This is a genomic window from Kitasatospora sp. LaBMicrA B282 (assembly GCF_050325825.1).
Lineage (GTDB): Bacteria > Actinomycetota > Actinomycetes > Streptomycetales > Streptomycetaceae > Kitasatospora.
On sequence record NZ_JBNQTI010000203.1, the window covers coordinates 1 to 12,783 of the forward strand.

A 12,783-nucleotide genomic window follows, 5' to 3' on the forward strand; every position below is an offset into this window, starting at 1 on the left:
CGGGCCGACGAAACTCGGCCCGGCGGCACGACACCTGCGAACGACCTGACTACTGCACGCTCGTCGAGCTGAGCACCTGCGGCGTGGCCGGGTAGCACGCGGTCGGGACGTTGACGGTGAAGAAGGCGACCGGGACGGTGGCCGAGAAGGTCAGGCCCGGGTCGGAGTAGCCGGTGCCGGCGAGGGTGGTCTGGACGGTGCTGCCGGAGGCGCCGGCGGTCAGGTCCAGGGTGAGGGCGGGCAGCGTGAAGGTGTTGCCGCCGGCGACCGAGTCGGTGACGGTGACCACCAGGTCGTTGCCGTTGACGCTGACGCTCGCGGTGCTGGGGTCGATCCCGGAGCCGCCGGAGAGCGACTCGCCGGTGAGGGTGGCGTTGGCCGGGATCGGGATGGTCAGCTGGATGTTGCTGATCGACTGGATGCTGTAGCCGCTCACCGTGGTCGGCACGGTGAGCGCGTCGGGCGCCAGGGTGACGGTGAACTGGCTGCCGGCCGCCACCGAGTCGGGCGCGGTGGCGTTGACCCCGGCGCTGAGGTTGAAGTTCTGCGCGGATCCGATCGGCGGCGTCGCCTGGCAGGCGAAGGTCACCGGGTTGTCGGCGGCGGCGGCGATCGGCGCGAACAGTCCGAACGCGGCGACGCCGCCGGCGAGTGTGATGGCGGCGCGGGAGAGCAGGGACTTGCTTCTCATGGCGGCTCCTGTGGGGGTGGGAGCGAGGACCCGGAGGGTGGGGTGCGCCTGGGAGCGGTGAGTGCGGTGGGTGCAGTGGAACAGGGGTTGCGCAGTGCATGCCAAGCGCGGATCCAAGAATGGGGGCCGAGAGTTGTCTGAACAAGGCTGCCGGCGATCAGAGTTGGGCAGTTTTCGGCCAATCTGACCCATACTCCTGACACGAAGTCAGCAACGGCGCCCCCACCCCGCCGTCACCCCATGTCCTGCTGCACCGCCGCGTACCAGGACGCCGGGCCGGTGCCGTTCACCGGGACCGCGTTGAAGTACTCCCACCCCGCGACGCCCGCGAACGACGGGTACTCGGCGACCAGCGCGGCCAGGGTGCTGCTCAGGGTGGCCGGGTCCTGGTAGCCGTCGCAGTTGGCGGCGTTGGTCACGGTGCCGGCCACCACCCGGGAGGGGTCGAAGCCGTTGGCGATCACCGCGTCGTAGGCGGACGTGCTGCTCAGGTCGCCCCAGCCGCAGTAGAACTGGGTGTTGTACCAGGAGATCTGGCTCCCCAGGTCCGACTCCAGCTGGGTGTAGTCGAAGCCGCCGGAGAAGCTGGAGCCGCCGGACAGGTCGCTGGCCACCGGGGCCAGGGTGATCACGAAGGAACTGCCGAAGTCCTGGCGCAGCTGGGTGATCAGGTGTTCGGTGTCGGCGAGCGAGAAGGTCTCCTCGATGTCCAGGTCGATGCCGTCGAGGTGGTAGCTGCGCAGGGTGTCGCGCAACTGGCCGTAGTAGGTGGCGAAGTCGTTGTGCAGGTCGGCGTAGCTGCCCTGGGCGGCGCCGCCGAGCATCGCCTCGACCCGGGTGCCGGACTGCTGGAGGGTGGCCAGATCCTGCCACATCGGCGCGTACTTGGCGGCGGACGGCGGGTCGTCGTTGAGCGTGATGCCGCCGCCGGCGTTCAGGTGGAAGGCGGCCAGCTCGATGTCGGTGGCGGTGTTCTGCAGGGGCAGCGGGGAGACGTAACTGCCGTTGTCGTACTGGGTCTGGTAGTAGGCCACCACGTGGCGTGCGGTTGCGTCGTGGTGGTGGGCGGGGTCGGCGTGCGCGGCGACGGGGCCGGCGGTGAGGGCGAGGCCGGCGGCGGCCAGCAGGGCGGTGCAGGCACGGGCGAAGCGACCCGGCATGGTTCCTCCCGAGGGGTGGGGTGGACGGAGTGAAGCGGCCACTTCGCCCCGGGACGCTAAAGCGATTTAGCGCGGACGTCAATGCCGTGCGCCGGAGTTCGCCCTCTTGACTGATCGTCACCCCTGCGGCACGGAACCGCGACCCCGCGGCACCGAGCCACGGCCCCGCGGCACCGCGGTGCTCTCCCGGACCGTCAGCCGCGGGGTCGGGGTCTTCAGGTCGACGGCCGCGCCCAGGTCGTCGAGCACCGCGAGCAACGTGCGGGCCACCTGCTCGCCGAGCGCGAAGGTGTCCCGGGAGAGCGCGGTCAGCGGCGGGTGCACGATCCGGGCCAGCACCGAGTCGTCGAACGAGACGATGGACAGCTCGCCCGGCACCCGCACGCCCATCTCGGTGGCCACCCCGAGCCCGGCCACGGCCATCACGTCGCTGTCGTAGACGATCGCGGTGGGCCGCTCGCGGCGGGCCAGCAGCGCCCGGGTGGCCGCCGCGCCCTCGGCGTCGCTGAAGTCGGTCGGCACCGAGAGCGCCTCGGTCAGGCCGAGCCGCCGGGCCGCGTCGCGCAGCGCCCGGATCCGGCGCTGGGTGTGCTGGAAGGCGGGCAACCCGGCCAGGTGGGCGATCCGCCGGTGGCCGAGCGCCGCCAGGTACTCGACGATCGACAGCATCGCCGCCCGGTCGTCGGCCCAGACGCTGGGCAGGCTGCCGTGCCGGCCCGGGCCGCCGAGCACCACGCACGGCATGCCGAGCTCCTCCAGCACCGCGATCCGCGGGTCGCGCACCTGGAGGTCGACCAGCACGAAGCCGTCCACCCGGTGTTCCGACGTCCAGCGGCGGTAGACCTCGATCTCGGCCGCGGTGTCCTCCACGATCAGCAGCTGCAGCGCGGTCGAGCGGCCGGAGAACTCGGCCTGCAACCCGGAGAGCAGCTGGGCGAAGAACGGCTCCACCCCGACCGTGCGGGCCGGGCGGGCCAGCACCAGCCCGACCGTGCCGACCCGCGCCCCGACCCGCGCCCCGCCCAGCGCCCGCGCCGCGCTGTGCGGGCGCCACTTCATCTCCGCGGCGACCTGCAGGATCCGTTGCCGGGTCTGCTCGCTGACTCCGGGTCGGCCGTTGAGCGCGAAGGACACCGCGCCCTTGGAGACCCCCGCCTCACGGGCGATGTCGGCGATGGTCGGTCTGCCCACGTGTCGTGTCCTCTCTTGACACCCCTGCCGGGCAGGAGCATAGTCCCACACATTAACTGGACCGGTTTAGTAAACCCGTCCCACGGCGGCCGAACCCGCACCGCAGCGGCCCTCGGCCGCCACCCAAATCCGAGCACCCCTCCCGAGCACCCTCCCGAGCACGAGCACCCCTCCCGCGACCACCCCCGGCCGGCCCCTCCCCACCGCCCGGGCAGTACCAGGAGAACTCCATGCGCAGAGTCAGGGCAGGCCTCACCTTCGCGGCCCTCGCGTCGCTCACCCTCACCGCCTGCGGCGTCGGCGGCGGCAGCTCCGGCGCCGGCGACAAGTCCGTGGCGACCGGCGGCCCACTCAAGGGCGCGATCACCTTCCAGACCTGGTCCCTGAAGAACGACAAGTTCACGCCCTACTTCACCGCGCTGATCAAGGACTTCGAGGCGCAGCACCCGGGCACCACCGTCACCTGGGTGGACCAGCCCGGCGACGGCTACGCCGACAAGGTCAGCAGCCAGGTCACCGGCGGCACCCTGCCCGACGTGGTCAACCTGCCACCGGACATCGCCCACTCGGTGGCGAAGGCCGGCGGCCTGCTCGACCTGAGCCGGAACGTGCCCACGCTGAGCCAGGACTACGTGCACAGCGGTCTGGCCGCCTACACCTACGCCGACCTCGGCGGCAGCGCCGGCTACGGCTTCCCCTGGTACCTGGGCACCGACATCAGCCTGTGGAACAAGGGCATGCTGCAACGCGACGGCCTGGACCCGAACCACCTGCCGAGGACCTTCGCCGACCTGCTCGCCCAGGCGAAGACCATGCACGACCGCTCCGGCGGCAGGGACTTCCTGATGAGCCGCCCGCCCGGCCTCTCCGACATCGTCAACTCCGGCACCCCGCTGATGACCTCGGACGGCAGGAAGTTCGCCTTCAGCACCCCGGCCGCAGCCGCCGTGCTGGACGAGTACACGGCCGCGTACGCCGCCGGCTACCTGCCCTCCGACGTGCTGACCAGCACCTACGAGGGCAACTCGGCGCTGTTCAACAAGCAGGTGGTGGCCTGGACCACCGGCGGCGGCAACTACATCGCGAGCACCCAGCAGACCAACCCCGGCCTGGTCCCGCAGATCGTCGCCTCCCCCGCGCTCGACACTCCCCCGCTGTACGTGCAGGGCCTGTCGGTCTCCGCGAAGAGCAAGAACCTGCCGCTCGCGCTGGCCTTCGCCGAGTTCGCCACCGACAACGCGAACCAGGTGGCCTTCGTCAAGCTGGCCCCCGGCTACCTGCCCGGCACCACGGCCGCCGCGAACGACCCGGCGTACCGCACGAGCGACGGCACCGCGCAGGGCGACGCCGCGGTCTTCGCCTACCAGGACATGCAGAAGGCGGTGCTCTTCACCCCGCCGGTCTGGACCGATGCCATGGACACCTACCTCAACCAGCAGATCGCACTCGCCATGACCGGCAAGGAGAGCGGCAAGCAGGCGCTGGACAACGCGGTGGACCGGGCCGACCAACTGCTGGACCAGTGACGGGAGGCCCCCGGTGAGGTCACACCGCTGGTACACCCCCTGGCTGCTGATCGCACCGGCACTGCTCTGGCTGGCGGTCTTCAACCTCTGGCCCGCGCTCAACACCGGCGTGCTCTCCTTCACCAACGTGCACACCCTCAGCGGCGGCCGCTTCGTCGGCCTGCGGAACTACGCGCTGATCGTGCAGGACCCGCAGCTGCGCGACGCGGTCGTCAACACGGTGATCTTCATGCTGGTCTGCGTCCCGCTGCTCACCTTCCTGCCGCTGCTGCTGGCCCTGCTGGTGCACCGCACGCTGCCGTTCATGGGCTTCTTCCGGACCGTCTTCTACTTCCCGGTGATCGCCTCCGCCGTGGTGGTCGCGCTGATCTGGCAGTGGCTGCTGGACGACCGCGGCCTGGTCAACGGCCTCGGCCGGCAGCTGGGGCTGCTCCACCAGACCGTGCCCTTCCTGACCGGCCGCTGGCTGCTGCTGGGCAGCGCCATCACGCTGACCGTGTGGAAGGGCCTCGGCTACTACATGGTGCTCTACCTCTCGGCGCTCGGGAACGTCCGCCGCGAGCTGCACGAGGCGGCCGCGGTGGACGGCGCCGGCGCGGTGCGCCGGTTCTGGTCGGTCACCGTGCCCGGGGTGCGCGGCACCATGGCACTGGTCTCGGTGCTGGTCGCGGTCAACGCGATGCGGGTCTTCACCGAGCTGTACGTGCTGGGCGGGCGGACCGGCGGGGTCGGTGGGCAGGACGTCTCGCTGGTGATGCTGATCCAGCAGGCCGCCGCCGGCAGCGACGGGCGGATCGGCTACGCCTCCGCGCTCAGCGTGCTGCTCTTCGCGCTGACCGTCGGGCCGCTGCTGGTGCTCGCCCGCTGGAACCGGAGGACGGAGCGATGACCACCGCCACCCGACAGCGCCTGGAGCGCGCACCCGGCGCGCCGGTCCGCCGCCCGCCCCGCCGGCTGGGCCGCCGCTCGCCGGTCTTCGACGCGGTCACCCCGCTCGGCCTGGCCGCCCGCTACCTGACCCTGCTGGCGGTGCTGGCGATCACCGTCGGCCCGATGCTCTGGGAGCTGGCCACCTCGCTGAAGGGCGCCGCCGAGGACGTCTACACCGCCACCCCGCGCCTGCTGCCGCAGCACCCGACCCTGGGCAACTACGGCCGGGTCGCCCGGCTGATCCCGGTCGGCCGCTTCGCGCTCAACTCGGTGCTGGTCGCGGTGCTCGACGTGGCCGGAAACCTGCTGGGCGCCACCGCGGCCGGCTACGCGCTGGCCCGGCTGCGGTTCCGCGGCCGCCGGCTGGTGCTCGGGCTCTTCCTCGCCACCCTGGTGCTGCCGGGCGAGGTGACGATCATCTCGCAGTACCAGACGGTGACCAGGCTCGGCCTCGGCGACTCGCTGCTCGGGGTGGCGCTGCCCTCGATGATCGGCGCACTGAACGTGCTGCTGATGCGCAACGCCTTCCTGGCCGTCCCGGTCGAGCTGGAGGAGGCGGCGGTCATCGACGGCGCCACGGTCTGGCAGCGGCTGCGCCACGTCGCGCTGCCCGCGGTCCGGGGCACCCTGGCGGTGATCGCCATCCTCACCTTCATCGGTGCCTGGGACGACTTCCTGTGGCCGCTGCTGGTGCTGCAGAGCCCCGACAAGCTGACCCTCACGGTCGGCCTCTCCTACCTGCAGGGCGCCTTCTCGGCCGACCCGCGCACCATCGCGGCCGGCGCGATGATCGCCCTGCTGCCCGTGCTCGTGCTCTTCGTGACGCTGCAGCGCCACTTCTTCCGCGGCGTCGGCGAGGGCGCGGTGAAGGGGTGAGCGGACCGGCGCCCGACAGACTGGAGGACCCCGCGTGACCGACACGGACTCCCTGCGTGACCGGCAAGGACCCGGCGTGACCCAAGGACCCCGCGTGACCTTCAAGGACCCCGCATGACCGATCCGACGGCCGCGCCCCGGTTCGGCGTCAACTACACCCCCTCGCAGGGCTGGTTCCACCACTGGCTGGACTTCGACCTCGACCCGGTGCGGGCCGACCTGGACGCGATCGCCGCGCTCGGCCTGGACCACCTGCGGGTCTTCCCGCTCTGGCCGCTCTTTCAGCCCAACCGGACGCTGATCCGCCCGCGCGCCCTGGACCAGCTGGCCGCGCTGGTGGACGCGGCCGCCGAACGCGGGCTGGACGTCGCGGTGGACGGGCTGCAGGGCCACCTGTCCAGCTTCGACTTCGTCCCCTCCTGGACCACCACCTGGCACCGCCGCAACCTGTTCACCGACCCCGAGGTGGTCACGGCCCAGTCCGCCTACCTGTTCGCCCTGGCGAGCGCGCTGGCCGACCGGCCGAACTTCCTCGGCCTGACCGTCGGCAACGAGGTCAACCAGTTCGCCGGCGACCCGCACCCCGACCCGGACCGGATCACCCCCGAGCAGGCCGCCGCCTGGCTGACCCGGCTGCTGGCCGCCGGCGAGCGCGGCGCCCCGGGCCGGCTGCACCTGCACGCCGCCTACGACGCCGCCTTCTACCAGGACGACCACCCCTTCACGCCCGCGCACGCGGCCCGGCTCGGCGCGGTCACCGCGGTGCACTCCTGGGTCTTCAACGGCACCGCCCAGCGCTACGGCGCGGACTCGGTGGCCACCGGGCAGCACGCCGCCTACCTGGTCGAGCTGGCCAAGGCCTGGGCGACCGAGGCGCACCGCCCGGTCTGGCTGCAGGAGGTCGGCGCGCCGGCCCCGCTGATCGCCGCCGACCGGGCCGCCGCCTTCACCCGCACCACGGTGGCCGCCGCGCTGGACTGCCCGGACCTGTGGGGTATCACCTGGTGGTGCTCGCACGACGTGGCCCGCTCGCTCGCCGACTTCCCCGAACTGGAGTACAGCCTCGGCCTGCTGACGGTGGAACAGCAGGTCAAGCCGGCCGGCCGGGCGCTGGCCGGGGCGCTGGCCGCCGCCCGCGCCGACTGGCGCCCGCCGCGCCCGCGCCGCACCGCGCTGGTGCTCGACCTGCCGGACGGCCCGGCCAAGCGGTCCACCTGCGCCCCCGGCGGCGGCTACTTCGAGGCCTTCATGCGGCTGGCCGCCGACGGCGCCCGGCCCACCGCGCTGCTCGCCGATCGCGCGGCGGACTTCGCACACCTGGCCGCCCGCGGTATCACCGAAGTCGTCAGGGTAGAAGACCTCGGCCGCTCCTGACCGGGCGGCCACTCGACCGACCAAGCGTCAACTTCCCTTCCGCGGAGGAGAGTCCCATGCACGATGACCGCACCCTGGTCGAGGCCCGCCTGCGGCGGGTGCTCGACGAGCGCATCCGGCCCGCGGTGTACCCGGAGTCGGTCCCGCTGACGGTCGGCGGCTGGGTCGCCCCGGACGAACCGGTCCCGGTCGCCGAGGGCCTGGCCGCCCCGCGCACCCCGATCGCGGTCGGCGACCGCTGGGGCGCCCCCTGGGGCACCACCTGGCTGACCGTCGAGGGGACGGTGCCCGCCGCCTGGGCCGGGCGGACCGTGGAGGCGCTGCTCGACCTGGGCTTCGACCGGAACATGCCCGGCTTCCAGTGCGAGGGCCTGGTCTACCGGCCGGACGGCACTCCGGTGAAGGGGATCAACCCCAACAACCAGTGGGTCCGGATCGCCGCGCCCGCGGTCGGCGGCGAACGGGTGCTGCTGCACGTCGAGGCCGCCTCCAATCCGGTGATCATGGACTACCACCCCTTCCTGCCCACCGAGTTGGGCGACAAGGCGACGGCGGGCGACGAGCCGCAGTACCGGCTGGCCCGGATGGACCTGGCGGTCTTCGACCGGACCGTCTGGGAGCTGGTGCTGGACCTGGAGGTGGTCGGCGAGCTGATGGCCGAACTGCCGGCCGACGGCGCCCGCCGCTGGGAGCTGCTGCGCGCGGTGGAGCGCGCGCTGGACGCCATCGACCTGCAGGACGTGGGTGCCACCGCGGCCGCCGCCCGGGCCGAGCTGGCCGGGGTGCTTGCCGCCCCCGCCGTCCCGTCCGCGCACCGGATCAGCGCGGTCGGCCACGCGCACATCGACACCGCCTGGCTCTGGCCGCTGCGCGAGACGGTCCGCAAGGTGGCCCGGACCACCGCCAACATGACCGCGCTGCTGGCCGACCAGCCGGACTTCGTCTACACCATGTCGCAGGCCCAGCAGTACGCCTGGATCAAGGAGCACCGCCCCGAGGTCTACGCCGAGGTCAAGCGGGCGGTGGCCGAGGGCCGGTTCGTGCCGGCCGGCGGCATGTGGGTGGAGTCCGACACCAACATGCCCGGAGCCGAGGCGATGGCCCGCCAGTTCGTGCACGGCAAGCGGTTCTTCCTGGACGAGTTCGGGGTGGAGAACGAGGAGGCCTGGCTGCCCGACACCTTCGGGTTCACCGGCGGCCTGCCGCAGATCATCAAGGCGGCCGGGTCCAGGTGGCTGCTCACCCAGAAGATCTCCTGGAGCCAGGTCAACTCCTTCCCGCACCACACCTTCTGGTGGGAGGGCATCGACGGCACCCGGATCTTCACCCACTTCCCGCCAATCGACACCTACAACTGCTCGATGAAGGGCCACGAGATCGCCCACGCGGCCCGCAACTTCAAGGAGAAGGGCCGGGCCACCCGCTCGCTGGCGCCGACCGGCTGGGGCGACGGCGGTGGCGGCACCACCCGCGAGATGATCGGCAAGGCGGCCCGGCTGCGCGACCTGGAGGGCTCGGCCACCGTGCGCTGGGAGAAGCCGGCCGACTTCTTCGCCCAGGCGCAGGCCGAGTACCCCGACCCGCCGGTCTGGGTCGGCGAGCTCTACCTGGAGCTGCACCGGGCCACCCTGACCAGCCAGGCGAAGACCAAGCAGGGCAACCGGGCCAGCGAGAACCTGCTCCGGGAGGCCGAGCTGTGGGCCGCCACCGCGGCGCTGCGGGCCGGCTTCCGCTACCCGTACGCCGAGTTGGACCGGCTCTGGAAAACCGTGCTGCTGCACCAGTTCCACGACATCCTGCCCGGCTCCTCGATCGCCTGGGTGCACCGGGAGGCCGCGCAGACCTACGCCCGGGTGGCCGCCGAGCTGACCGGGATCATCGAGGCGGCCCAGCGGGCACTGGCCGGTGACGGGTCGGCCGGGCGGGAGCTGGTCTTCAACGCCGCCCCGCACCGGCGCGCCGGCGTCCCGGCCGGTGGGGCGGCGCCGGCGGTCGACCGGGTCGGCGACTGCGTGCTGCAGCCCCGGGCCGGCGGCGGGTTCGTGCTGGCGAACGGGCTGCTGCGGGTCGAGGTGGACGCGCGCGGCCTGGTGGTCTCGGCGTACGACCTGGCCGAGCGGCGCGAGACCCTGGCTCCGGGCGCCGCCGCCAACCTGCTCCAGTTGCACCCCGACTTCCCCAACATGTGGGACGCCTGGGACGTCGACCAGTTCTACCGCAACACCGGCACCGACCTGACCGGCGTGGACGAGCTGGTGGTGCTGGCCGACAAGCCGGAGGCGGTCGCGGTCCGGGTGACCCGCTCGTTCGGCGCCTCCACCGTCTCCCAGACCCTCACCCTGACCGCCGGCACCAAGCGGCTCGACCTGGACACCGAGGTCGACTGGCACGAGCGGGAGAAGTTCCTCAAGCTCGCCTTCCCGCTCGACCTGCACACCGAGCGGTACGCCGCCGAGACCCAGTTCGGCCACCAGTTCCGGGCCACCCACACCAACACCAGCTGGGAGGCCGCCAAGTTCGAGGCCTGCAACCACCGCTTCGTGCACTTCGCCGAACCCGGCTGGGGCGTGGCGCTGGTCACCGCCTCCACCTACGGGCACGACGTGACCCGCGCCGTGCGCAGCACCGACCGGGGTGGCGACGGCGGCACCACCACCACGGTCCGGGCCTCGCTGCTGCGCGCCCCGCGCTTCCCCGACCCGCACACCGACCAGGGCCTGCACCGCTTCCGGCACGCCCTGGTACCGGGCGCCACGATCGCCGACGCGGTCCGCGAGGGCTACCGGATCAACCTGCCCGAGCGCCGGATGCCCGGCTCCGGAGCGGTCGCCCCGCTGGTCGAGACGGACGGCGACGCGGTGGTGGTGAGCGCCGTCAAGCTGGCCGACGACGGCAGCGGCGACCTGGTGGTGCGGCTCTACGAGGCGACCGGGGCGCGCAACCGGACCACGCTGCGCACCGACCTGCCGGTCACCGCGGTGCACGCCTGCGACCTGTTGGAGCGCCCACTGGACGGCGCGCACCCCGAGCTGCGGGACGGCACGGTGGAGCTGGCGCTGCGGCCGTTCCAGCTGGTCACCCTGCGGCTGGCCGGGGCGGGGGCGCAGGCGCACTCCTGACGCGGGGGCGATGGCGGGGTGCGGTCGGAGGCAGGGTGCGGTCGCGGACGGGTTCCCGGACCGCTGGGGTTCGCCGCACCCCGCCGTACCCGCCCGCAACCCGCCCCGCTACCGTGGCCGGATGGCGATCGACGGGTTCGGCACCACCGAGTTCCAGCTGGTGCTGCTGCGGCGGATGGCCGACTTCCAGCCCGACCTGGTGGCGGCGGCCGCGGCCCGGCTCGGCGCGTCCCGGGCCGACCAGCGGGAGGCGAACAAGCGCTGGCAGGCGATGATCCGCTCGTCCCGGTTCCCGGTCGGCGCCCGTCGGTTCGGCGCGGTGCTCGGGCCGCCGGAGCGCCGCCTGACCCGCCGGATCGGCGACCTGACCTGCACCGCCGAGCAGTGGGCGCTGCCGCTCTGGCCCGAGCTGCGGTACGAGGTCCTGCTCGGCCCGGGCGGCGGGCCGGCCTGGCAGGAGTGGCTGGTCCGGGCCGAGGGCGCGCCGCCGCCCGCGCTGCGCACGCTGGCCGACCTCACCCCCTGGAGCTGCGTGGTCGCCGACCTCGCCGCCGCCTTCCCGCCCGCCACCCCGCGCGAGGGCAGCGCCCCCACTCGCTGGCAGCTCGACTTCACCGCCCCCGACCTGGCCGGCACCCCGCACCGCGCCACCGCCGACTTCACCCACGGCCTGCTCCAGGAGGTCCGCCCCGCGGGCACCGTCACCCCGTAGCCGTCGTACCAGCCCCCCGGAAAGGAACACACCGCATGGGCACCGAGATCGAGCGCAAGTTCCTGGTCACACCCACGGCCGAGGTCCCCGCGGCCGGCCCGCCCGCCGAACCGATCCGTCAGGGCTACCTGGTGGTCGGCGCCACCGGCGAGACCCGGCTGCGCGACCGGGGCGGCCGGTTCACCCTCACCGTCAAGCGGGGCGACGGCCTGGTGCGCGGCGAGTGGGAGGTCGCCCTGACCGCGGAGCAGTTCGACGCCCTCTGGCCGGCCACCGAGGGCGCCCGCCTGACCAAGACCCGCCGCGAGATCCCGCTCGGCCCGGCCACCACCGCCAGCCTGGACGAGTACGGCGGTCAGCTCGCCGGCCTCCGGGTGGTCGAGGTGGAGTTCCCCGACGAGTCCGCGGCCACCGCCTTCACCCCGCCCCCGTGGTTCGGCCCCGAGCTCACCGGCCACCCCGCCTACGGCAACCGCCACCTCGCCACCACCCCGACCACCGCCGTCCCCGCCCTGCTCGCGGGTCCTGGCAGCGGCTGAGCCTGGTCCCGAGGCTCCGTCAGGTCTACGCTCGGCAGATGACCTTGGAATGGGAGCAGGTAATCGTCCACTCGGTGGATCCGGCGGCGCTGGGGCAGTGGTGGGCCGAGGCGCTCGGTTGGGTCGTGGTGTACACCTCCGACGACGAGTTCGAGATCCGCCCGGCCCCGGATCGCAAGCCGGGGCTGGACTTCGTCCGGATCGCCGAGAGCAAGACGGCCAAGAGCCGACTGCACCTCGACTTCAGGCCCGACGACCAGGACGCCGAGGTGGCCCGCCTGGTGGCCCACGGCGCCAAGCGGGTGGACATCGGCCAGGGTGAGGCGTCGTGGGTCGTCCTGGCCGACCCCGAGGGCAACGAGTTCTGCATCCTCGGCCCGCGGCAGGACTGAGGAACGGCCCGGGCCTGTCCGACGATTCGCGTCGGATCGGCGGGCAGCGGCCCAGCCTGGCGGCCGGGCAGCGCCCGGGGTGGGTGGGCCGGCGAATCGTTCTCGGACCGGGTCGTACGTGGGTGATCCGCCGGTGCATCCGTAGGGCACCCCGGCCCCTGGCTGGGGAAGTCCCGCGCCCCGAGCGCCGCGCCGCTCCACCGCCACGGCAGCCCGCACGCGCAACCCGCACGCGCAACCGCCGCCGGGCGGCCCCGAGAGCGGGGCCGCCCG

The 12,783-nt window shown here is 73.2% G+C and carries 11 protein-coding genes; 8 read left to right on the top strand and 3 right to left on the bottom strand.

Annotation, left to right across the window (positions count from 1 at the left end; genetic code table 11):
- Window positions 1–49: 49 nt before the first annotated feature.
- The 3 genes from ACQRUO_RS34680 to ACQRUO_RS34690 form a co-directional block, all read right to left on the bottom strand.
- The gene (locus ACQRUO_RS34680) at window positions 50–691 is read right to left on the bottom strand and encodes a hypothetical protein (RefSeq protein ID WP_428320136.1); all 642 of its coding nucleotides are present in this window, start codon (window positions 689–691) and stop codon (window positions 50–52) included.
- A 233-nt stretch (window positions 692–924) separates the two neighbouring features.
- On the bottom strand, window positions 925–1,851 hold the full coding sequence (locus ACQRUO_RS34685) for a glycosyl hydrolase family 18 protein (RefSeq protein WP_428320137.1): 927 nt from the start codon (window positions 1,849–1,851) through the stop codon (window positions 925–927).
- A 117-nt stretch (window positions 1,852–1,968) separates the two neighbouring features.
- Window positions 1,969–3,042 (bottom strand): LacI family DNA-binding transcriptional regulator, encoded by a 1,074-nt coding sequence (locus ACQRUO_RS34690; protein ID WP_428320138.1) that lies wholly within the window; start codon window positions 3,040–3,042, stop codon window positions 1,969–1,971.
- 230 nt (window positions 3,043–3,272) lie between these two features.
- On the opposite strand from ACQRUO_RS34690, the gene ACQRUO_RS34695 reads away from it, so the two are divergent.
- The 8 genes from ACQRUO_RS34695 to ACQRUO_RS34730 all read left to right on the top strand — a co-directional run bounded on the left by ACQRUO_RS34695 (window position 3,273) and on the right by ACQRUO_RS34730 (window position 12,510).
- On the top strand, window positions 3,273–4,568 hold the full coding sequence (locus tag ACQRUO_RS34695; RefSeq protein ID WP_428320139.1) for an ABC transporter substrate-binding protein: 1,296 nt from the start codon (window positions 3,273–3,275) through the stop codon (window positions 4,566–4,568).
- A 13-nt stretch (window positions 4,569–4,581) separates the two neighbouring features.
- On the top strand, window positions 4,582–5,457 hold the full coding sequence (locus ACQRUO_RS34700; protein WP_428320140.1) for a carbohydrate ABC transporter permease: 876 nt from the start codon (window positions 4,582–4,584) through the stop codon (window positions 5,455–5,457).
- Window positions 5,454–6,374 (top strand): carbohydrate ABC transporter permease, encoded by a 921-nt coding sequence (locus ACQRUO_RS34705; RefSeq protein ID WP_428320141.1) that lies wholly within the window; start codon window positions 5,454–5,456, stop codon window positions 6,372–6,374. Before ACQRUO_RS34700 ends, ACQRUO_RS34705 begins: the two co-directional genes overlap by 4 nt.
- A gap of 114 nt (window positions 6,375–6,488) precedes the next feature.
- Window positions 6,489–7,748, top strand: coding sequence for a glycoside hydrolase 5 family protein (locus ACQRUO_RS34710; RefSeq protein ID WP_428320142.1), 1,260 nt, complete (start codon window positions 6,489–6,491; stop codon window positions 7,746–7,748).
- Between the two features lie 56 nt (window positions 7,749–7,804).
- Window positions 7,805–10,867, top strand: a complete 3,063-nt coding sequence (locus tag ACQRUO_RS34715; RefSeq protein ID WP_428320143.1) for an alpha-mannosidase — start codon at window positions 7,805–7,807, stop codon at window positions 10,865–10,867.
- Between the two features lie 121 nt (window positions 10,868–10,988).
- Window positions 10,989–11,579, top strand: coding sequence for a hypothetical protein (locus tag ACQRUO_RS34720; protein WP_428320144.1), 591 nt, complete (start codon window positions 10,989–10,991; stop codon window positions 11,577–11,579).
- A gap of 35 nt (window positions 11,580–11,614) precedes the next feature.
- Window positions 11,615–12,118 (top strand): CYTH domain-containing protein, encoded by a 504-nt coding sequence (locus ACQRUO_RS34725; RefSeq protein ID WP_428320145.1) that lies wholly within the window; start codon window positions 11,615–11,617, stop codon window positions 12,116–12,118.
- A 38-nt stretch (window positions 12,119–12,156) separates the two neighbouring features.
- Window positions 12,157–12,510: a VOC family protein gene (locus tag ACQRUO_RS34730; RefSeq protein WP_428320146.1), complete on the top strand. Its 354-nt coding sequence runs from the start codon at window positions 12,157–12,159 to the stop codon at window positions 12,508–12,510.
- The last annotated feature ends 273 nt before the right edge of the window (window positions 12,511–12,783 follow it).

Excerpts from the sequence above, each read along its gene's own strand:
- ACQRUO_RS34685 (WP_428320137.1), bottom strand. The coding sequence starts at position 1,851 with ATGCCGGGTCGCTTCGCCCGTGCCTGCACCGCCCTGCTGGCCGCCGCC.
- ACQRUO_RS34710 (WP_428320142.1), top strand. The coding sequence starts at position 6,489 with ATGACCGATCCGACGGCCGCGCCCCGGTTCGGCGTCAACTACACCCCC.
- ACQRUO_RS34680 (WP_428320136.1), bottom strand. The coding sequence starts at position 691 with ATGAGAAGCAAGTCCCTGCTCTCCCGCGCCGCCATCACACTCGCCGGC.
- ACQRUO_RS34730 (WP_428320146.1), top strand. The coding sequence starts at position 12,157 with ATGACCTTGGAATGGGAGCAGGTAATCGTCCACTCGGTGGATCCGGCG.
- ACQRUO_RS34705 (WP_428320141.1), top strand. The coding sequence starts at position 5,454 with ATGACCACCGCCACCCGACAGCGCCTGGAGCGCGCACCCGGCGCGCCG.
- ACQRUO_RS34725 (WP_428320145.1), top strand. The coding sequence starts at position 11,615 with ATGGGCACCGAGATCGAGCGCAAGTTCCTGGTCACACCCACGGCCGAG.
- ACQRUO_RS34720 (WP_428320144.1), top strand. The coding sequence starts at position 10,989 with ATGGCGATCGACGGGTTCGGCACCACCGAGTTCCAGCTGGTGCTGCTG.
- ACQRUO_RS34715 (WP_428320143.1), top strand. The coding sequence starts at position 7,805 with ATGCACGATGACCGCACCCTGGTCGAGGCCCGCCTGCGGCGGGTGCTC.
- ACQRUO_RS34695 (WP_428320139.1), top strand. The coding sequence starts at position 3,273 with ATGCGCAGAGTCAGGGCAGGCCTCACCTTCGCGGCCCTCGCGTCGCTC.